This window comes from Mesorhizobium sp. M0862, from assembly GCF_040319795.1.
Classification (GTDB): domain Bacteria; phylum Pseudomonadota; class Alphaproteobacteria; order Rhizobiales; family Rhizobiaceae; genus Mesorhizobium.
Window position 1 is genome coordinate 362,596 of sequence record NZ_JAMYOJ010000002.1, and the last position, 18,666, is coordinate 381,261.

The 18,666-nt window shown below is 62.5% G+C and carries 20 protein-coding genes and 1 pseudogene; 14 read left to right on the top strand and 7 right to left on the bottom strand.

Translation table 11 applies throughout. From position 1 onward, the window contains the following. Positions 1 to 66 precede the first annotated feature (66 nt). A pseudogene (locus NKI15_RS04370) lies at positions 67 to 752 on the bottom strand (hypothetical protein). Between the two features lie 89 nt (positions 753 to 841). Further along, positions 842 to 2,416 carry a trimethylamine methyltransferase family protein gene (locus NKI15_RS04375; RefSeq protein WP_023670403.1) on the bottom strand — a complete coding sequence of 525 codons (1,575 nt, stop codon included), beginning with the start codon at positions 2,414 to 2,416 and terminating at the stop codon, positions 842 to 844. A gap of 260 nt (positions 2,417 to 2,676) precedes the next feature. On the opposite strand from NKI15_RS04375, the gene NKI15_RS04380 reads away from it, so the two are divergent. Further along, positions 2,677 to 3,375 (top strand): cobalamin B12-binding domain-containing protein, encoded by a 699-nt coding sequence (locus NKI15_RS04380; protein WP_023670402.1) that lies wholly within the window; start codon positions 2,677 to 2,679, stop codon positions 3,373 to 3,375. Positions 3,376 to 3,464: 89 nt separating this feature from the next. Here NKI15_RS04380 and NKI15_RS04385 read toward each other — a convergent pair whose 3' ends face one another. Beyond that, entirely contained in the window at positions 3,465 to 3,605 is a 141-nt protein-coding gene (locus tag NKI15_RS04385; protein WP_023670401.1) for an entericidin A/B family lipoprotein, read from the bottom strand. Positions 3,606 to 3,670: 65 nt separating this feature from the next. Between NKI15_RS04385 and NKI15_RS04390 the strand changes: the two genes are divergently transcribed. The 10 genes from NKI15_RS04390 (at position 3,671) to NKI15_RS04435 (ending at position 12,774) form a co-directional block, all read left to right on the top strand. After that, positions 3,671 to 4,300, top strand: coding sequence for a DUF1638 domain-containing protein (locus tag NKI15_RS04390; protein ID WP_023706085.1), 630 nt, complete (start codon positions 3,671 to 3,673; stop codon positions 4,298 to 4,300). A gap of 117 nt (positions 4,301 to 4,417) precedes the next feature. Then, positions 4,418 to 4,993 carry a DUF4893 domain-containing protein gene (locus tag NKI15_RS04395; protein WP_023706086.1) on the top strand — a complete coding sequence of 192 codons (576 nt, stop codon included), beginning with the start codon at positions 4,418 to 4,420 and terminating at the stop codon, positions 4,991 to 4,993. Between the two features lie 110 nt (positions 4,994 to 5,103). Continuing rightward, positions 5,104 to 5,886 (top strand): formyl transferase, encoded by a 783-nt coding sequence (locus NKI15_RS04400; protein WP_352885792.1) that lies wholly within the window; start codon positions 5,104 to 5,106, stop codon positions 5,884 to 5,886. 188 nt (positions 5,887 to 6,074) lie between these two features. Beyond that, positions 6,075 to 6,377, top strand: coding sequence for a virulence factor (locus NKI15_RS04405; protein WP_023670397.1), 303 nt, complete (start codon positions 6,075 to 6,077; stop codon positions 6,375 to 6,377). Next, positions 6,370 to 6,981: a methylenetetrahydrofolate reductase C-terminal domain-containing protein gene (locus NKI15_RS04410; protein WP_023706088.1), complete on the top strand. Its 612-nt coding sequence runs from the start codon at positions 6,370 to 6,372 to the stop codon at positions 6,979 to 6,981. Before NKI15_RS04405 ends, NKI15_RS04410 begins: the two co-directional genes overlap by 8 nt. Further along, entirely contained in the window at positions 6,978 to 8,069 is a 1,092-nt protein-coding gene (locus tag NKI15_RS04415; RefSeq protein ID WP_023706089.1) for a methylenetetrahydrofolate reductase, read from the top strand. The genes NKI15_RS04410 and NKI15_RS04415 overlap by 4 nt, the downstream gene beginning before the upstream one ends. A gap of 80 nt (positions 8,070 to 8,149) precedes the next feature. Then, positions 8,150 to 9,124, top strand: coding sequence for a methyltetrahydrofolate cobalamin methyltransferase (locus NKI15_RS04420; RefSeq protein WP_023670394.1), 975 nt, complete (start codon positions 8,150 to 8,152; stop codon positions 9,122 to 9,124). Further along, complete coding sequence (locus tag NKI15_RS04425) at positions 9,075 to 11,204, top strand: ASKHA domain-containing protein (protein ID WP_032891376.1); 2,130 nt, start codon at positions 9,075 to 9,077, stop codon at positions 11,202 to 11,204. Before NKI15_RS04420 ends, NKI15_RS04425 begins: the two co-directional genes overlap by 50 nt. A 186-nt stretch (positions 11,205 to 11,390) precedes the next feature. Then, the gene (locus tag NKI15_RS04430; RefSeq protein WP_196813564.1) at positions 11,391 to 11,558 is read left to right on the top strand and encodes a hypothetical protein; all 168 of its coding nucleotides are present in this window, start codon (positions 11,391 to 11,393) and stop codon (positions 11,556 to 11,558) included. 250 nt (positions 11,559 to 11,808) lie between these two features. Further along, positions 11,809 to 12,774 carry an alpha/beta hydrolase gene (locus NKI15_RS04435; RefSeq protein ID WP_023707852.1) on the top strand — a complete coding sequence of 322 codons (966 nt, stop codon included), beginning with the start codon at positions 11,809 to 11,811 and terminating at the stop codon, positions 12,772 to 12,774. Between the two features lie 124 nt (positions 12,775 to 12,898). Here NKI15_RS04435 and NKI15_RS04440 read toward each other — a convergent pair whose 3' ends face one another. Then, positions 12,899 to 13,798: a LysR substrate-binding domain-containing protein gene (locus NKI15_RS04440; protein WP_023670389.1), complete on the bottom strand. Its 900-nt coding sequence runs from the start codon at positions 13,796 to 13,798 to the stop codon at positions 12,899 to 12,901. A 202-nt stretch (positions 13,799 to 14,000) separates the two neighbouring features. Between NKI15_RS04440 and NKI15_RS04445 the strand changes: the two genes are divergently transcribed. The 3 genes from NKI15_RS04445 to NKI15_RS04455 all read left to right on the top strand — a co-directional run bounded on the left by NKI15_RS04445 (position 14,001) and on the right by NKI15_RS04455 (position 15,971). Continuing rightward, on the top strand, positions 14,001 to 14,186 hold the full coding sequence (locus tag NKI15_RS04445; protein WP_023700331.1) for a hypothetical protein: 186 nt from the start codon (positions 14,001 to 14,003) through the stop codon (positions 14,184 to 14,186). A 362-nt stretch (positions 14,187 to 14,548) separates the two neighbouring features. Beyond that, positions 14,549 to 14,683 carry a hypothetical protein gene (locus NKI15_RS04450; protein WP_023681787.1) on the top strand — a complete coding sequence of 45 codons (135 nt, stop codon included), beginning with the start codon at positions 14,549 to 14,551 and terminating at the stop codon, positions 14,681 to 14,683. Between the two features lie 349 nt (positions 14,684 to 15,032). Continuing rightward, entirely contained in the window at positions 15,033 to 15,971 is a 939-nt protein-coding gene (locus tag NKI15_RS04455; protein ID WP_348524244.1) for a GlxA family transcriptional regulator, read from the top strand. Between the two features lie 13 nt (positions 15,972 to 15,984). Here the strand turns inward: NKI15_RS04455 and NKI15_RS04460 are convergent, their stop codons facing one another. The 3 genes from NKI15_RS04460 to NKI15_RS04470 all read right to left on the bottom strand — a co-directional run bounded on the left by NKI15_RS04460 (position 15,985) and on the right by NKI15_RS04470 (position 18,608). Further along, positions 15,985 to 16,782: an ABC transporter ATP-binding protein gene (locus NKI15_RS04460; protein ID WP_352514125.1), complete on the bottom strand. Its 798-nt coding sequence runs from the start codon at positions 16,780 to 16,782 to the stop codon at positions 15,985 to 15,987. Then, positions 16,779 to 17,552, bottom strand: coding sequence for an ABC transporter permease (locus NKI15_RS04465; protein WP_023670383.1), 774 nt, complete (start codon positions 17,550 to 17,552; stop codon positions 16,779 to 16,781). Before NKI15_RS04465 ends, NKI15_RS04460 begins: the two co-directional genes overlap by 4 nt. 105 nt (positions 17,553 to 17,657) lie before the next feature. Further along, positions 17,658 to 18,608 carry an ABC transporter substrate-binding protein gene (locus tag NKI15_RS04470; RefSeq protein WP_023670382.1) on the bottom strand — a complete coding sequence of 317 codons (951 nt, stop codon included), beginning with the start codon at positions 18,606 to 18,608 and terminating at the stop codon, positions 17,658 to 17,660. Positions 18,609 to 18,666: the final 58 nt, after the last annotated feature.

The following is an 18,666-nucleotide window of genomic DNA, read 5'->3' on the forward strand; positions in this document are numbered from 1 at the left end:
GGCATTGTCAGGGCAAGCCGGTCCCTGACAATCCCGTTCAACACTTTGTGCAGGCGTTCAACGCCGCTACAGGCCAGCAAACGCCGTCATGTGAAAGGCCTGAACCTCAAGCGGATAGCGATGGGCCGTGCCATACGGACAAGCGTTGCGGTCGAGGCAGCCGCCGCCGCGGCATGGTTCGCCGTTTTGCCCGCGCACATGCGCCAGGCAGGACTCATAGGCGAAACCATCGACCGAATAGGCATCAACCGGACAGGATTTCAGGCAAGGTTTTGCGACACAGGCGTCGCAAAGGTGAATCGCTTCGCGACGTTCAGGAAGCGCGATCTCATCCTCGAACAGCAACGCGCCGCGATAGGCATGCCAGAGCCCGTACTGCGGATGCATCAGGATGCCCAGCGGCGACGGTCTCAGCCCCTCCGCTCGCATCGCCCATTGCTGGAACGCAGATAAGGTCTGTCCGAAGGCGAAACGGCGCGCGCGCCGAATTTCTCCGCCACCGCACCGATCACTTCGCGCGACCATGTGTCGAGCGGATTAGCAATGGTTTGCGGTTGCCGGTCGCGCCAGCGCAGGAAATGCGGCCAGGGTGCCGCTCCCGCCTGCCCGACCAATAGCACGGATTTGGCAGGGGCGGCTGAAGGGCCATGCGGCGGCGTTTCGCTTGTTGCGAAATTGAAGCCGCCGCGCAGGATGAGGCCGTCGGCGGAAAGCGCGGCCGCTATCTCGTCAGCCCGGCGCCGCGCAATCATCCCTTCTTGTCCGGGTCGGAGAAAGCGCTCCGCCAGACTTCCTTGTGGATGATGTTGGCGACTTTAGCCCCGCCTGACTCGGGCTCCTTTCAGGTGAAGGCGTCAGCCATCGACGCCTTCTTCGTCGCGATGTAGTCCTTCAGCCCGTCGTCGATGCCCGGATCGAGATACGGCGCCTCGTAGGTCTCCAGCCAGCGGCGGGCGAGTTCGTTGGCGCGCTGCGGCGCTGTTTTCTCCCCCTCGGCCAGCCACTGCTCGTAGGAATTGTTATCGGCGATGCTGGAGCGATAGAAGGCGGTCTGGAAATTCGCCTGCGTGTGGTCGCAGCCGAGATAGTGGCTGCCCGGGCCGACCTGGCGGATGGCGTCCATCGCCTGGCCGTTTTCCGAGAGGTCGACGCCTTCGGAAAACTTTTGCGTCATGCCGAGCTGGTCGATGTCCATCATGAATTTTTCGTAGCAGGAGGCCAGTCCGCCCTCGAGCCAGCCGGCCGAATGCAGGACGAAATTGGTGCCGGCAAGAATGGTCGAGTTGAGCGTGTTGGCGCTCTCATAGGCGGCCTGCGCGTCCGGAACCTTGGAGGCGCAGAGCGAGCCGCCGGTGCGGAACGGCAGACCGAGCCGGCGGGCAAGCTGTGCGGCGCCGTAGGAAACCAGCGACGGCTCCGGTGTGCCGAAGGTCGGCGCACCAGACTGCATGGAGATCGACGAGGCGAAGGTGCCGAACAGCACCGGCGCGCCGGGACGGATCAACTGCGTGAAAGAGGCGCCGGCCAGCACCTCTGCCAGAACCTGCGTCAGCGTGCCGGCCACCGTGACCGGGCTCATCGCGCCGGCAAGGATGAACGGCGTGACGATGCAAGCCTGGTTGTGACGCGAATAAACCTTCAGCGCGCCCAGCATGGTTTCGTCGAACACCATCGGCGAATTGGCGTTGATCAGGCTGGTCAGCACGGTGTTGTTTTCGACGAAATCGTCGCCGAACACGATCTTGGCCATGGCGACGGTGTCTTCGGCCCGCTCTGGCGCCGTCACCGAACCCATGAACGGTTTGTCCGAATATTTGATGTGGCTGTAGATCATGTCGAGATGGCGTTTGTTGACCGGCACGTCGACCGGCTCGCAAACCGTGCCGCCCGAATGGTGAATCGACGGCGCCATATAGGCGAGCTTCACGAAATTCCGGAAATCCTCGATCGTCGCGTAGCGCCTGACACCGTCGAGATCGCGCACGAAGGGCGGACCATAGACCGGCGCGAAGACCGTGGCGTTGCCGCCGATCTGCACCGAACGTTCGGCGTTGCGCGCATGCTGGGTGTAGATGGGCGGCGCGGTCTTCAGCAGCGAGCGGCAGAGGCCCTTGGGAAAATGCACGCGCTCGCCCTTGACGTCGGCGCCCGCCTCTTTCCAAAGCTGCAGCGCCTCGGCGTCGTCGCGAAAGATGATGCCGATCTCTTCCAGCACCGTATCGGTGTTGTTTTCGATAATCGCCAGGCCTTCCTCGTTGAGGACCTCATAGATGTTGATCTTGCGCTTGATATAGGTGAGCTGGGTGCCCGGTCCGCCGCCCGAGCGCGCCGCCCGCCTTGCAGCCGCGCCGCCGCTGGCAGCACGTCCACGTCGCGCATTGGACGCTTCCTGGTCGACTGACGCGTTTTCACTCATGATCGTTTTTCCCTAAAAACCGTTTGCGGCCGCGTATGGCGGCTTCTCGCCCGGATCGTAGCCATGCACCCTATTCGAAACGGCCCGCCAGCGCCAACGCCTGTCGCAAAATCGACAAGAATTCCAATAGATTTGCGGTCGCTTTCCTTTTGCGGGAAGTCGCAAATCAGCTATGGATACCTGCCCCCGCCGGGTTAGGTATTGACGCGATTATTTTAAGCCGCCGTGATCGCATCCGCGCGGCAAGGAGCCCGAGAAAAATGGCCGACGACGAGATCATCCTCTCCGAGCTTTCCGACGACGAGTTGGTGCAGCAGATGCACGACGATCTCTATGACGGGCTGAAGGAAGAGATCGAGGAAGGCACCAACATCCTGCTCGAGCGCGGCTGGGTGCCCTACAAGGTGCTGACCGAAGCTCTGGTCGAAGGCATGCGCATCGTCGGCGAGGACTTTCGCGACGGCATCCTGTTCGTTCCCGAGGTGCTGCTGTCGGCCAACGCCATGAAGGCCGGCATGTTCATCCTGCGCCCGCTGCTGGCCGCCACCGGCGCGCCGAAGCAGGGCAAGATGGTGATCGGCACCGTCAAGGGCGACATCCACGACATCGGCAAGAACCTCGTCGGCATGATGATGGAAGGTGCCGGCTTCGACGTCATCGATCTCGGCATCAACAATGCGGTGGAAAAATACCTCGACGCCATCGAGCAGCACCAGCCCGACATTATCGGCATGTCGGCGCTTTTGACCACGACCATGCCCTACATGAAGGTCGTCATCGACACGATGAAGGAAAAGGGCATCCGCGACGACTATGTCGTCCTGGTCGGCGGCGCGCCGCTCAACGAGGAATTCGGCAAGGCCGTCGGCGCCGATGCCTATTGCCGCGACGCGGCTGTGGCGGTCGAGACCGCCAAGGACTTCATGAAGCGCAAGCATAATATGCGCGCTTCAGCCTGATCTGTTCTGCAAGGCGTCTGGCCCACAATCGAAAGCCGCGCCTTGCAGCGCGGCTTTTTTGTTCCCAGCTATTGGAACGGATGGCTGCGTCAGGGTTTGGTGACGGTGTCGTCGACGGCTTTGGCAGTCGATTTGATATCCCGGCCGACACCACGGACGGTGTTGGCACAGGCCGTAAGCGCCAGGACGCAGGCAAGGATTGCAATCGGCGCAACGCGTAACAGTTTCATGGACGGTTTATCCCTCTCTCGATAGATTCGCCCCACAGCAACGAAGGCCGCTTCGACCGGGTTCCATGGCCAGAATGCAAAAAACGAAACCGAATCAAGACGACAGGCTGCTGGTCATCGCCTGTGGAATGATTGCGCGCGAAGTTTTGGCCGTCAAGGAGCAGCTCAAGCTCGTCCATCTCGACCTGACCTGCCTGCCGGCGGAGTTCCATTTCTACCCCGACCGCATCGCACCGGCGATGGACAAGGCGATCGAAAAGGCCAAGGCGGAAGGCTATAGCAACATCTTCGTCGGCTATGCCGATTGCGGTACCGGCGGCATGCTCGACCGGGTCCTGGAGAAGCACGGCGTCGAGCGCATGGCCGGGCCGCACTGCTTTGCCTTCTACCAGGGCATGGACGCCTATGCGAAGGTCGCCGACGACGACATGATGTCGTTCTACATGACAGACTTCCTGTGCCGCCAGTTCGACGCCTTCTTCATGAAGCCGCTCGGCCTCGACAAGCACCCGGAACTGATCAAGGATTATTTCGGCAACTACCAAAAGCTGATCTACATCGCCCAGACCGACGATCCGGAACTCGACAAGGTCGCCGAGAAGGCCGCGAAACTACTTGGCCTCGCCTATGAACGGCGCCCGACGGGCTATGGCGACCTGACGGCCGGGCTGGCGCAGGCCGCCGCCCACGCCTGAAGCGGTTCTTGAGCCGGGATGCTGTCGAGAACAGATGACAGGCCGCCGCGGATGCTTAAGTTGTGAGCCACAAGCAAACAGGCTGATTCAGCAGCCATCCGAACACGGAACGTCCCGATGACCCCTCGCCTCCTGCTCGCCGCCCTTGGCCTCCTCTGCCTCGTCTTGCCCGCTCGCGCCGACGGCGAGGTGCAGAAGATCATCACGCCTGCCGACAAGGTTCGCCTCGACAAATATGGCGAGACCCGCAAGGCGGCGCTGGCCGAGGCAAAAGCGGGAGACCCGGCTGAGGTCAGCCAACTCTACGCGCTGCTGGCAAAGCCGATAGTGGCCTTTTCCGACAAGGACCTGAGCGGCAACTGGCAATGCCGAACCATCAAGGTGGGCCTGACCGGCCCGCTGGTCATCTATGGCTGGTTCAAGTGCAAGGTCACGGACGATGGCTCCGGCTGGCAGCTGGAAAAGGTCAGCGGCTCGCAACGCACCAAGGGCCGTTTCTTCGACGATAGCGAAAAACGCGCGATCTATCTCGGCTCCGGCTATGTCAATGACAACAAGCCAAAACCCTATGGCAGCGGCCCGGAAAGCGACCAGGTCGGCTATGCCTTCCGCACCAGCGCCAACGAATGGCGCATCGAATTCCCGGCGCCCTACTACGAATCGAAACTCGACATCATCGAGTTCAAGCGCTGATCCGTTGGTCTCTCGCTGGCCGGGCGGTCATCAAGATTTAACCTCGCCCGGCACAGAATTGAGCCGGGCAGCGCACGGCAAATGGTTGCGCGCCGGCAAGAAAGCGCGCCATGGCATCAGCGGTTGAAAAAAGTGCTGCGATCGTCATCGTCACCGAAGGCGGGCCGCACATCTGGGCCATCGTCAACGCCATCGCCGACCAGCTCGACCCTATCAGCGTCATCCTCGAAAGCCCTGAATCCAAAAAACAATTGCTGCTCGGCCGGGCGCGCCGCCAGGGCTGGTTTTCGGCCATCGGTCAACTCGGCACGATGGTGTTGACGAGGCTCGGCAAGCGCTTCTTCGCTGGCCACGCAGAGCGGCTCATCGCCGATCAGAAGCTTGAGACCGAGCCGAAGCCGGGACAAAAGATCATCCACGTCTCCTCCGCCAACGCAGCCGATTGCCTGCAGGCGATCGCCGACATCCGCCCGGGCGTGGTGCTGCTCGCCGGCTGCCGGCTCTTGTCCCGGCAGACGCTGGCGCAAATGCCCTGCCCGGTGCTCAACTACCACGCCGGCATCGCGCCGAAATACCGCGGCATGAATGGCGGCTACTGGGCGCTGGCCTGCGGCGATCTCCAGAATTTCGGCACCACCGTGCATCTGGTCGACGCCGGCGGGGACACCGGCGGCGTGTTGAAACAGGCGCGCGGCAAGCCGGAGCCCGGCGACACTATTTCGAGCTATGCGTTGCGCCAGGCGGCGTTCTCGCGTGACATCTGCGTCGAGGCGGTCCGCGGTGCCTTGGACGGCAAGCTTGTCACGATCGACCCCGGCCTGCCGTCGAAACAATGGTACCATCCGACGATCTGGTTCTATCTCTGGACCGGCCTGACCAAGCGGGTTTGGTAGCCAGCCTTCCCTCGGAATCTCGCCTTTCTTTTTGCGACGTCCAATAGCGTCGCTTTTGAATGCGCGCGCGTCGTCCCATAACAAGCAGCCCCACTGCGCATCCGGCAATGCTCGCACCTGCTGGACAAAGTGGTGGAGCGTCGTTTCCCTCATGGACGCACGGCGCTCTACAGGGAGTGAGAGAATTCATGGCCGATCTGATCGTCGTCTATTGGCGCGACATCCCCGCCCAGGTCATCGTCAAGAAGGGCCGGCAGAACGCCAAGCGCGAACTGCCGCTGCGCTTCACCGAGGCGATCGATATGTGCGCCATGCGCACCGGCGCCGGCGGCACCGACGATTACCTCGCCGAATGGCGCAAGGCCGATCCGATCCCGGTCGGCGACGACCTCGAAGCCGAGGTCGAGAAGGCATTCAGCGACATCGACGCGAAATACGACCGCGAGCGGCTGGTCGCTCTGGTCAAGGCGGGCGGGAAAGAAAATGTCTGACACGACTCCCGGCAAAGGGGGCCCGGCGGTGACCCAGGCCACGCAGGTCAAGAAGGCAGCGCCGAAATCCGACTACAAGCCGGCCGACGTATCGCCGCAGCGGCGCGTGCAGCGCTCGTTTGCGATCAGGCTGTGGTCGATCCGCCATTCGCGATTGCTCGAATGGTTCTACTCCAGATTCGCAGACATGTTCCTGCTGCTCCATCCGCTGTGGAAAGGCCTTGGCTACGGCCGCGTCGAAGCGCCGATCAAGTTCGTTGAAAAACGCGTAAAAGGCTTCATGTTCGACTGCCGCATGTGCGGTCAGTGCATATTGTCCTCGACCGGCATGTCGTGCCCGATGAACTGCCCCAAGCAGCTGCGCAACGGCCCGTGTGGCGGCGTGCGCGCCAACGGCAATTGCGAGGTCGAGCCCGACATGCCTTGCGTCTGGGTCAAGGCCTGGGAAGGTTCGCGGAACATGGAGCATGGCGACAGGATCCTGACCGTTCAGAAGCCGGTCGACCAGTCGCTGCGCGAAACCTCGGCCTGGCTGCGGGTGACGGCGCAGTCGGCAGCGGCCCGTGAAGCCGCTGCCAAAGCCAATACCGGAGCGGGCGCGTGATCGGCCGTCAGCGCGATGAAAACCCGTCCGGCATCCATCTGCCGCTAGATCCCCTGCCCGGCCACTCCTCGCGTGGCCGACTGGAGCGCGTGCTGCGACGCGGCGAATTCGCCGTCACCACCGAGCTCAACCCGCCCGACAGCGCCGATCCCGAAGACGTCTACAACAGGGCGAAAATCTTCGACGGCTGGGTCGACGCCATCAATGCCGTCGATGCCTCCGGCGCCAACTGCCACATGTCGTCGGTCGGCATCTGCGCGCTTTTGACCCGCATGGGCTATGCCCCGATCATGCAGATTGCCTGCCGTGACAGGAACCGGATCGCCATCCAGGGCGACGTGCTGGGCGGTGCGGCGATGGGCGTCGCCAACATGCTGTGCCTCACCGGCGACGGCGTCCAGGCCGGCGACCAGCCCGGCGCCAAGCCTGTCTTCGACCTCGATTCCATGTCGTTGCTGGAAACCTGCCGCATCATGCGCGACAACGGCAAGTTCCTGTCCGGCCGCAAGTTGACGACGCCGCCGCAAATTTTCCTCGGCGCCGCCGTCAACCCCTTCGCGCCACCCTTCGATTTCCGCCCGATCCATCTCGGCAAAAAGATCGCCGCCGGCGCGCAATTCGTGCAGACGCAATACTGCTTCGACGTGCCGATGTTCAGAACCTTCATGCAGAGGGCGCGGGACTTGGGGCATACGGAAAAAGTTTTCATCCTGTGCGGCGTCGGCCCGCTGGCTTCGGCCAAGACGGCCAAATGGATCCGCTCCAACGTGCCCGGGATCCATATTCCCGATGCCATCATCAAGCGGCTGGAAGGCGCCCAGGACCAGAAGAAGGAAGGCAAGCAGCTCTGCACCGACATCATCAACGAGGTGAAGGAAATTCCTGGTGTCTCCGGCATCCATGTGATGGCCTACCGCCAGGAGGAATATGTCGCCGAGATCGTCGATGAATCGGGCGTGCTGAAAGGCCGCCAGCCATGGAAACGCGAGATCCGCCACGACGATCAGATGGTCGCCGACCGGCTCGAGAGCATACTGCACGACGACATTACCGAAACGCAGGTGGACATGGTGAAGACCGCGCACTGACAGCGCGGACGGCCAGCCATTCGCTTGAATGAAACCAGACAACGATATAAAGAAATCTTTATATCAGGCGGAGAGACTTCATGACCCGGACCATCGTCGCCTCGGCGACACGAGAGATCATCATCGGCTTCGACCAGCCTTTCTGCGTCATCGGCGAGCGCATCAACCCGACCGGCCGCAAGAAGCTGGCCGCCGAGATGATCGCCGGCAATTTCGAGACAGTCATCAAGGATGCGCTGGAACAGGCCGCCTGCGGCGCCACCATGCTCGACGTCAATGCCGGCGTCACCTCCGTTAATCCGAACGAAACCGAACCCGGCCTGCTGGTGCAGACGCTGGAGATCGTCCAGGGCCTGGTCGACCTGCCGCTGTCGATAGACTCGTCGGTCACCGCCGCCATCGAGGCAGCGCTCAAGGTCGCCAAGGGCCGCCCGCTGGTCAACTCCGTGACCGGCGAAGAGGAAAAGCTCGAAGCCATCCTGCCGCTGGTCAAGAAGTACAATGTTCCGGTCGTCGCGATCTCCAACGACGAGACCGGCATTTCGATGGATCCGGATGTGCGCTTCGCCGTCGCCAAGAAGATCGTGCAGCGCTGCGCCGATTTCGGCATTCCGGCGCATGACGTCGTCGTCGACCCGCTGGTGATGCCGATCGGCGCGCTCGGCGATGCCGGCCGCCAGGTCTTCGCGTTGCTGCGCCGTCTGCGCGAAGAGCTCAAGGTCAACACCACTTGCGGCCTGTCCAACATTTCGTTCGGCCTGCCGCACCGCCACGGCATCAACGCCGCCTTCATCCCGATGGTGATCGGCGCCGGCATGACTAGCGCTATCATGAACCCGGTTCGCCCGCAGGAAATGGAAGCCGTGCGCGGCGCCAATGTGCTCAACGGCACCGACGAGAACTGCACCAACTGGATCCGCACCTACAAGGATTACAAACCGGCCGAAGGCGGCCAGGCGGTCGCAGCGCCCACCGCCGTTAACGCTCCGGGCGAAGGCGGCGGCAATGGCGGTCGCCGGCGCGGCGGCCGTGAAGCCCGCATGGCCAGGGGATAAGCGCGCAATCGTGAACTCGCCTGCAAACATTACTGATCCGCTCGTGCTGTTCATGCCGTCAGGCAAGCGCGGGCGGTTTCCCGTCGGCACACCGGTGCTCGATGCCGCACGTCAGCTCGGCGTCTATGTCGAGAGCGTCTGCGGTGGCCGCGCCACCTGCGGTCGCTGCCAGATCGAAGTGCAGGAAGGCAATTTCGCCAAGCACAAGATCGTCTCGTCTAACGACCACATCTCGCCCAAGGGCGCCAAGGAAGAGCGCTATGAGCGCGTCCGCGGCCTGCCCGAGCGGCGCCGCCTGTCCTGCTCGGCGCAGATTCTCGGCGACCTCGTCATCGACGTGCCGCAGGACACGGTCATCAACGCCCAGACCATCCGCAAGGATGCCGACACGCGCGTCATCGCCCGCGATGCGGCAATCCGCATGTGCTATGTCGAGATCGAAGAGCCCGACATGCACAAGCCGCTGGGCGATCTCGACCGCCTCAAGATCGCCTTGATGAAGGATTGGGGCTTTAAAAACCTCGAATTCGATTTCTACCTGATGCCGCAGGTGCAAGGCATACTGCGCAAAGGTAACTGGACCGCGACCGCCGCCATCCACAAGGATGCCGAAAGCGACATCGCCCGCGTGATCGCACTGTGGCCCGGCCTCAAGAACGAGGCCTATGGACTGGCCTGCGACATCGGCTCGACCACCATCGCCATGCATCTGGTGTCGTTGCTGTCGGGCCGCGTCGCCGCTTCGTCGGGCACCTCCAACCCGCAGATCCGCTTCGGCGAGGATCTGATGAGCCGCGTCTCCTATGTGATGATGAACCCGGACGGCCGCGAAGGCATGACGGTCGCCGTGCGCGAGGCGATCTCGGGCCTGGTCGACAAGGTCTGCGCGGAAGGCAATGTCCAGCGCAACGACATCCTGGATTCCGTCTTTGTCGGCAATCCGATCATGCACCATCTGTTCCTCGGCATCGATCCGACCGAACTCGGCGGCGCGCCCTTCGCGCTCGCCGTCTCGGGCGCGGTGCGCATCAAAGCCTCCGATATCGGCCTGAAGCTCAACCAGGGCGCCCGCCTCTATATGCTGCCTTGCATTGCCGGCCATGTCGGCGCCGACGCCGCAGCCGTGACGCTGTCGGAAGGCCCGCACCGCCAGGACGAGATGATGCTGATCGTCGACGTCGGCACCAATGCCGAGATCGTGCTTGGCAACCGCAAGCGGGTGGTCGCAGCCTCCTCGCCCACCGGTCCCGCCTTCGAGGGCGCGGAAATCTCCGGCGGCCAACGCGCTGCCCCCGGCGCCATCGAACGCGTGCGCATCGACCCCGATACGCTGGAGCCGAAATACCGCGTCATCGGCTCTGAACTCTGGTCCGACGATCCCGGCTTCCTCGACAGCGTGCAGGCGACCGGCGTCACCGGCATTTGCGGCTCCGGCATCATCGAGATCGTGGCCGAAATGTACCTCGCCGGCATCATCTCCGAGGATGGAGTGATCGACGGGTCGCTGGCCGAGCGGTCGCCGCGCGTCACGGTCAACGGCCGCACCTTCTCTTATGTCTTGAAGGAAGGCGAACCCAAGATCACCATCACCCAGACCGACGTGCGCGCCATCCAGCTTGCCAAGGCGGCGCTCTATGCCGGCACCAAGCTTCTGATGGAAAAGCAGAACACCGAACACGTCGACCGCATCCATTTCGCCGGCGCGTTCGGCTCGTTCATCGATCCGAAATACGCCATGGTGCTCGGCCTGATCCCGGATTGCGACCTCGACAAGGTCTCGGCCGTCGGCAACGCCGCCGGCGCCGGTGCGCGCATGGCGCTGCTCAATCGTGGCTATCGCCGCGAGATCGAGGACACGGTCAGCCACATCGAGAAGATCGAGACCGCTCTGGAGCCGAAATTCCAGGAGCATTTCGTCTACGCGATGGCGCTTCCCAACAAGGTCGATCCGTTCCCGAAACTGTCGGCGGCGGTGAAATTGCCGCCACGCACGACCGTCAGCGAGGATGGCGTCGCCGGCGACGCCGCCCCACGCCGGCGTTCGCGTGAAGGCCATGCCGCCAGGCGCAGCCGGGAATAAGCCGCCTTACGAAGGCCGCCAATTCGACCAATTTCATTTGTATGCAAATGTTTCCAGATCGCACCGATCTGGAAACCGAAACGCTGTTTTGGCGCAATACGTCCGATACAGATGTGAAGCATTTAACGGACATCGAATGGCGGACCGGACTATTCCGCCGCCACAACGCTCCAAAGGAGAATAGAGATGTTCGAGACCCTGGGCCGTTTTCGTGCGGCCATGAAGAATGCACAGGCCGTGCGCGCCATGAACAACCTGCCACCCGAAATCCAGAAGGACATCGGCTGGCCCGTGTCGCCGCGCATCGACGCCCAGACCAACCTGTCGCGCCTGATCCTGGGCTCGGGCCGCTGATGACCTTCGCCGACAAGTGCAAATTGCTGACTAAGCGCCGAGGCCGCCGCATGGTCCCGGCTGCGACCGACATCAAGCTGCGCGCCGCGCTGCTGCCCCGGCGCTGAGCCGCCCTGCGCAGAGCCGCGGACGTGGCTGATCAAACAACCGTGTTGGCTTGGGCCAGAATCTTGACATTTCGGCTGGAGGTACGATTTTCGGGATAGTGGGGAATTCTCTTAGTCGGCTGCTGCCGAGCTTGTGTACGCGAATGCCCAGTTTCAAAAGCCACCTCGTTTCCTTCATCCTCCGGCACAGCCGCAAGAAGGCATTTGCCAGCCCGGAAAACCTGCAGCGCTGGATCGCTTATGCGCGCAAGACCGAGGATCATCATCCCCCGGCATTGCTGCGGGAGCGGCTCGATATCACCGAGCGCAGCGTCGATGGCTTTCCCGTCTACGAGATCGCGCCGAAGGCGGGCGAACGCAGGCGAATCCTCTACATGCATGGCGGCGCCTATGTCTTCCAGATCACATCCTATCATTGGGGGTTGATCGCCGAGATGGCCGAGCGGTTGGGTTTCGGCATCACCGTGCCGATTTACCCGATCGCACCGGAACATGATTTCCACGCCATGTTCGGCATGGTCGGCGACGTCTACCGGCAGATGCTGGATGAGACCGACGCTGAAGATATCGTCTTCATGGGCGATTCCGCGGGCGGCAACATGGCCGTCGTGCTGACCATGATGGCGGCTGAGGAAGGCCTGCCCTTGCCGTCGCGCCACGTGCTGATTTCACCCGGCCTCGACATGTCGCTGTCCAACCCCGAAGTGTTCGAGGCGGAACGCAACGATCCGTGGCTCGGCATTTCCGGCGGGCTGGAAGCGATCCGCATGTACAGTGCCGGCATCGATCGCAGCGACTGGCACATCAGCCCGCTCTATGGCGACCTCTCGGTGCTGCCGAAGACCCTGCTTCTGACCGGCTCGCACGACCTGCTCAGCCCCGACAATCTGATCTTCGCCAAAAAGGCGCGCGCTGCCGGCGTCGACGTCCAGGTCGTCTACGAGGAAGGCATGTTCCACGTCTGGCCGCTGATCGAGATGCCGGAGGCGCGTCGCGCCAGGGACAGCATCGTCGCCTTCCTTGAAGGTGAGCCCACCAAGCGGCGCGCAACTGCGCGGCGCACGGCGCGACCCGCTCTCGCGGCGCGCCCCGCCCAAGCAGCGGAATAGCAGAGCAATTCCAGGAAAAGTGTAAAACGGTTTTCCCGGGAAAAGCGTGTAGCGCTTTCCCTTGGGAATTGCATCAAACAAGGAGTTAGAGCGGCTCGCCGTTTCCGTGAAACGGTGAACCGCTCTAGAACTTGCCGGTTTCGCGGAAAAGCTCGAACGTCGCGCGGATATGGTCGGCGACGGCCTTGACCGGCGCGCTGGCGTCCGGCGACACCACCATCGCCAGATTGTAGGTGCCGATATCGGGCATGCCGTCCTTCGGGCAAAGCTCGACCATGTCGTTGCCCAGGAACGACTTCGGCAACGGTGCAACCGCGAGATCCGACATGATGGCGGCGCGCTGGCCTGCCGTGTGGGCGCTCATATAGGCGATGCGGTAGTTGCGGCCTTCACGGCTCAGCGCATCGAGCGCGCCGGCCCGCCAGGCGCAGCCCTCTTCCCACAGCGACACCGGCAAAGGCTCGCGCAGATGCGCGCTGCCACCCTTGGCGCCGGCCCAGACGATCGGCTCGGTGAGCAACACCTCGGCGCCAAGCGCGCTGGTCTTGTAGGAATTGGTCAGCAGCGTGATGTCGAGCGCGCGGTCGTCCATCCGGCGGCGCAGATTGCTGCTCTGGTCGATGGTGACGTCGACGGCGATCGACGGATGCGATTGCGCGAACCGCTTCAGCACATGCGGCAGCACGCGCTCGCCATAATCGTCCGGCGATCCCAACCGCACCACGCCGACGATCTCGGGGATGATGAACTTCGACACCACCTCGCGGTTGATCGACAACAGCCGGCGGGCATAACCGAGCAGCATCTCGCCATCCGTGGTCAGCGTCACCGAGCGCGCATCCCGCGCGAAAACAGAGCGCCCGAGAATGTCCTCGAGCTTCTTGATCTGCATGGAGACCGCCGACGGCGTGCGGAACACCGCATTGGCCGCCGTGGTGAAACTGCCGGTCTCTGCAATGGCCACGAAGGTGCGCAAAACGTCGAGATCGAGCAGCGGCAGCGGATGATTGAGTGGGGCGTTCATCGGGATCGACCTTCAATTTTTCTGATGTGAAGCATCATTCCATTTCGTTTGATTGAACATCAGATTGGGATGATAGTCAACTCCATCGAAGGCAGGACGTGCCATGGCTCCAACGCTCCTGACACGGAATTGCACTCGATGCGGAATATCCAGGCGACGGAACGCGTTCATGCGGGACGTGCCACAACCAAAGGAGAATGAAATGTCTATCCTGTCATCCATCGGTCGGCTTGCGACCGAGTTCAGCGCGGCCCGCGCCCGCTTCCAGACCGAACGTGCGATCCGCTCGCTGCCGATCGAACTGCAGAAGGATATCGGCTGGCCTGAAGCTGCCGACACCAAGACCGGTGCACGCCACGGCGTCGGATCCTGGGCTGGAGCAAAGTAAACCATTGTGTACCATGTGCTGAAGGCCTGCCGCGCAGACCAGCCCGGCAGGCCTTCTCTATTTGCCCCGCAGGCTTCTCCAACTTATTTGCATTCAAATGATTTTCAGAGCCGTGTCGCCGCTGCATGGCGCATATGCGTCACTTGCATGGCGCCTCAATGTCGCCGATAACACGCTGTAAGTAATCGCAAATTTTGGGCACCATACCCAATAATGTCGCAACCGATGTCGCATTTCCATTCAAGCGCTTCGCATTTGCGATTTAGTTTCTGCTCACGCAGGCCTATATCAACGCCAGCAAACGAGCTGCCCCACTCCATCAAGCGAAGGCGACCCGTCTGAGCAACCGATAGGAGATGATGATGAAGCTTTTTGCCCGCCTCTTTGCCCGCCGCGAAATGAACCTGACGACCGCTCTCGAGCGCCAGCGCCTTGCCAACACCATGCCCGGCCAGACCGGCGCCATGAATGCGGTGCGCCTCGGTTTCGTTGCCTGAGATAACGGCTAGCGCTCAGCGCTTCCCTGCCGCTGCCGACAGTCGATAACAGCGCCGCTTCGGTTTGACCGAAGCGGCGTTTCTCGTTTTTGGCACCTATGCCGCCACCACCATGCCCAATCCGTCGGCAGCCCGTTCCTGTCATCCCGGACGATTGCCCATTTGCGACCCATGTCGCAAATATAGTTTCCGCTTAGCCCCCTAGCCAATTGACAGGAATGGTTTTTCCTGATGTCGCTGTGCTGTTCGCGACATCCTGTTCGCGCCATGGCTGCGTGAGGTTCCCTTGAACGCCGTAAAGCATCCGATCAAGCGATCGTTTGTATTCTTCCTTGTCCCGGACTTCACCATGATCGCCTTTGCGACGGCGCTCGACCCGCTGCGCTCGGCCAACCGCATGCTTGGCTATGAGGCCTATCGCTGGCGCCTCGCCAGCATCGACGGCAAGCCGGTGCGCGCCTCCAATGGCGTCGAATGCGCCGTCAACACCTCGCTCGAGGAAGAGCGCAAGAAGATGGCCGGGCCGGATCGGCCGAACATGGCCATCGTCTGCAGCGGCATGAATGTCGAGCGCTACCAGAACAGGTCGGCCTTCGCCTGGCTGCGCGAGGAATACAACAGAGGCGTCGCCGTCGGCGGCCTGTGCACCGGCGCGCATATCCTTGCCGCCGCCGGCCTGCTCTCCAACAAGCGCTGCGCCATCCATTGGGAAAACCTGCCGGGCTTTTCCGAGGCCTTTCCCAAGGCCAACGTCTTTGCCGACCTCTTCGAGATCGACCAGAACATCTACACCTGCGCCGGCGGCACCGCCGCCCTCGACATGATGCTCAAGCTGATCGGCGACGATTTCGACGACAATCTGGTCAACCGCGTCTGCGAGCAGGTGTTGACCGACCGCGTGCGCAGCCCGACCGACCGCCAGCGCCTGCCGCTGCGCGCGCGCCTGGGCGTCCAGAATTCCAAGGTGCTGACCATCATCGAACTGATGGAAGGCAATCTCTCCGAACCGCTGTCGCTGATCGAGATCGCCGACCATGTCGACCTGTCGCGCCGCCAGATCGAGCGGCTGTTCCGCACCGAGATGGGCCGCTCCCCTGCCCGCTACTATCTCGAGATTCGCCTCGACCGTGCCCGGCATCTGCTGATCCAGTCATCGATGCCGGTGGTCGAGGTAGCGGTCGCCTGCGGCTTCGTCTCGGCGTCGCATTTCTCCAAATGCTACCGCGAACTCTATGCCCGCTCGCCGCAGCAGGAGCGCGTCGACCGCAAGCAATTGCTGGCGGCCTGATCCGAAAACGCACTCAGGCTTCGGCGGGCTGCGCCTGCGCCGTCCGCATCGCCTCGACGCGGATATCCTCGGTCAGCCGCGCCTTGAGCGCCGAGAATTCCGGGCTGGTCTTCAGCGTGTAGTGGCGTGGATGCGGCAGGTCGATGGCGACATCCGACTTGATGCGGCCTGGCCGCGCGCTAATCACGATCACCCGCGAGGCCATGAAGATCGCCTCCTCGATGTCGTGGGTGACGAACAGCACTGTCTTCTTGCGCCGCTCCCAGATGCCGAGCAGCAGTTCCTGCATCAGTCCGCGCGTCTGGTTGTCGAGCGCACCGAACGGCTCGTCCAGCAACAGGATTTCGGGGTCGTTGGCCAGCGCCCGGGCGATCGCCGTGCGCTGCTGCATGCCGCCGGACAGCTGCTTTGGCCAATGGTTCTCGAAGCCCTTCAGCCCGACGAGGTCGACATAGGAAGCGACGATCCCGTCTCGCTCCTTTTCGGCCATGCCACGTTCGCGCAGGCCGAAGGCGATATTCTGCGCCACCGTTAGCCACGGAAACAGCGTGTAGGACTGGAACACCATGCCGCGATCCGGTCCCGGCCGCGTCACCTCCTTGCCGTCAAGCAGCACACGGCCTTCGCTCGGCGCTTCCAGGCCGGCAACGATCCTGAGCAGCGTCGACTTCCCGCAGCCGGACGGCCCCAGAATGGTGATGAAGTCGTTGGCCGCGACCGCAAGGTCGACCGGCATCAGCGCCTTGACCGGCTGCCCGCCGCGCACGCCGGCGAAGGTTCGCGAGACGCCTTCGATAAGCAACTTGCTCATGCCAGGCTCCAGGGGAAGAGCCAGCGATTGAACGCTTTGAAGGCGAAGTCGGACAACAGTCCGATCAGCCCGATGACGATGATGCCGAAGATGATCTGCCCTGTCGCCAGCCGCGACTGGCTGTTGATGATCATGTAGCCGATGCCTGAGGACGAACCGATCAGCTCGGCGACGATAACATAGGTCCAGGCCCAGCCGAGCACCAGCCGCAGCGTTTCGGCAATCTCGGGCGCATTGGCCGGCATGATGACCCGTTTGACGATACCGTTGTTGGTCGAGCCCAGCGTATAGGCCGCCTCGACCAGATCGCGCCGCGTCGAGCCCACCTTGACCGCGACGATCAGGATGATCTGGAACACCGAGCCGACGAAGATGACCAGCAGCTTTTCCAGCTCGCCAATGCCGGCCCACAGGATGAGCAGCGGAATGAAGGCCGAAGCCGGGAGGTAGCGGGCGAAGGAGACGAACGGCTCCAGAAACGCCTCTATTGGCTTCCAGGCGCCCATGGCGATGCCGATCGGCACGGCGACGATCGACGCCAGCAGGAACCCGCCGAAGACCCGCCAGATGGTGATCAATATGTCGAGCCAGAAGCGATCCTCGACCAGCAGCCGCCAGCCATCCCGCAGCATTGACAGCGGATCGGCGAGGAAGATGCGGTTGACGTGGCCGCCAAGCGTGATCCACGCCCAGAAGGCGACGAACAGCACGAAGAAGGAAATGCCAAGCACGGTTCGAATGCCCGGCGACACCGGATGCAAGGGGCGCATCTTCAGATCGTCCGCATCGTCAGATCGTCCCCATGCTCAGTCGCGTTGCCCGGTAGAAAGCGGCGGCGCGCTGGCACCGCCGCATGATGGTCAAAGGCCGGACTATCAGTTCGCCACCGCGCTGGTATCGGCAAGCGCTGCAACATCTGGCGCTTCCTTGATCAACCCCATCTGCAGCAGAAGCTCGCCGGCGGTCTTGGAAAAGTCCTGGAATTCCTTGGTGAAGAACTGCTTGTTCTCCGCCTTGTCGGCCCATTTCAGGTATTTCGCCGAATCCTCGAATTCTTTCGCAGACTGCTTCACGTCGGCGCCCATGATCTCGTAGGATCTCTGCGGATCGCTCTTGATCAGGTCGAGCGCTTCGAAATAGCTGTCGGCCAGCGCCTTGGCGGCGTCGGGATTGGCGGTGAGGAATTCAGGCGTGCAGCCGACCGTGTCGAGCACCATCGGGTAGTCGAGCGTGGTCGCCAATATGTGGCCCTGATCGGACTTGTCGCGCACCGCCGAGATGAACGGCTCATAGGTGACCGCCGCATCGTTCTGGCCGGCGAGGAAGGCTTGCGCCGCCGCATCCGGTTCCAGGTTGACGACGGTCACATCCTTGGTCGACAGGCCGTTCTTGTTCAGCACCCAGGCCAGCATGAAATAGGGCGACGTGCCCGGCGCCGAGGACGCGACATTCTTGCCCTTGAGGTCGGCGACGGTCTTGATGTCGTTGCGCACGACAATGCCGTCGGCGCCATAGGATTTGTCGAGCTGGAAGATCTGCTTGGTGGTGACGCCGCTGGCGTTCCACACCAGCCAGGTCTCGACCGTGGTGGCGGCGCATTGCAGATCGCCGCTGGCGATGGCGAGCGGCCGGCTGGCCTGCGGCACCTTCTTCAGGGTCACGTCGAGGCCATGCTTCTCGAAGATGCCGGCCTGCTTGGCGAGCGTCAGCGGCGCAAAGCCGGTCCATCCGCTGATGCCGATGGTGACCGATGTGGCAGCCTCGGCCGGCACGGATATTGCAGCCGCAAGCGCCAATACCGCGGCAGCGACGATGGTCTTGTTCATGTCGGTTCCCCTTGTTTTTTCGGATGCCGAATTGTGTCACAGACGCCCATGGGCTTGT

Coding starts and splice junctions, on each gene's coding strand:
- NKI15_RS04465 (WP_023670383.1), bottom strand. CDS start 17,552: ATGCGCCCCTTGCATCCGGTGTCGCCGGGCATTCGAACCGTGCTTGGC.
- NKI15_RS04450 (WP_023681787.1), top strand. CDS start 14,549: ATGAAGCTTTTTGCCCGCCTCTTTGCCCGCCGCGAAATGAACCTGACG.
- NKI15_RS04405 (WP_023670397.1), top strand. CDS start 6,075: ATGGCCGATCTGATCGTCGTCTATTGGCGCGACATCCCCGCCCAGGTC.
- NKI15_RS04440 (WP_023670389.1), bottom strand. CDS start 13,798: ATGAACGCCCCACTCAATCATCCGCTGCCGCTGCTCGATCTCGACGTT.
- NKI15_RS04435 (WP_023707852.1), top strand. CDS start 11,809: ATGCCCAGTTTCAAAAGCCACCTCGTTTCCTTCATCCTCCGGCACAGC.
- NKI15_RS04460 (WP_352514125.1), bottom strand. CDS start 16,782: ATGAGCAAGTTGCTTATCGAAGGCGTCTCGCGAACCTTCGCCGGCGTG.
- NKI15_RS04390 (WP_023706085.1), top strand. CDS start 3,671: ATGGCCAGAATGCAAAAAACGAAACCGAATCAAGACGACAGGCTGCTG.
- NKI15_RS04425 (WP_032891376.1), top strand. CDS start 9,075: ATGGCGGTCGCCGGCGCGGCGGCCGTGAAGCCCGCATGGCCAGGGGAT.
- NKI15_RS04380 (WP_023670402.1), top strand. CDS start 2,677: ATGGCCGACGACGAGATCATCCTCTCCGAGCTTTCCGACGACGAGTTG.
- NKI15_RS04395 (WP_023706086.1), top strand. CDS start 4,418: ATGACCCCTCGCCTCCTGCTCGCCGCCCTTGGCCTCCTCTGCCTCGTC.
- NKI15_RS04445 (WP_023700331.1), top strand. CDS start 14,001: ATGTCTATCCTGTCATCCATCGGTCGGCTTGCGACCGAGTTCAGCGCG.
- NKI15_RS04410 (WP_023706088.1), top strand. CDS start 6,370: ATGTCTGACACGACTCCCGGCAAAGGGGGCCCGGCGGTGACCCAGGCC.
- NKI15_RS04470 (WP_023670382.1), bottom strand. CDS start 18,608: ATGAACAAGACCATCGTCGCTGCCGCGGTATTGGCGCTTGCGGCTGCA.
- NKI15_RS04430 (WP_196813564.1), top strand. CDS start 11,391: ATGTTCGAGACCCTGGGCCGTTTTCGTGCGGCCATGAAGAATGCACAG.
- NKI15_RS04385 (WP_023670401.1), bottom strand. CDS start 3,605: ATGAAACTGTTACGCGTTGCGCCGATTGCAATCCTTGCCTGCGTCCTG.
- NKI15_RS04420 (WP_023670394.1), top strand. CDS start 8,150: ATGACCCGGACCATCGTCGCCTCGGCGACACGAGAGATCATCATCGGC.
- NKI15_RS04375 (WP_023670403.1), bottom strand. CDS start 2,416: ATGAGTGAAAACGCGTCAGTCGACCAGGAAGCGTCCAATGCGCGACGT.
- NKI15_RS04400 (WP_352885792.1), top strand. CDS start 5,104: ATGGCATCAGCGGTTGAAAAAAGTGCTGCGATCGTCATCGTCACCGAA.
- NKI15_RS04455 (WP_348524244.1), top strand. CDS start 15,033: ATGATCGCCTTTGCGACGGCGCTCGACCCGCTGCGCTCGGCCAACCGC.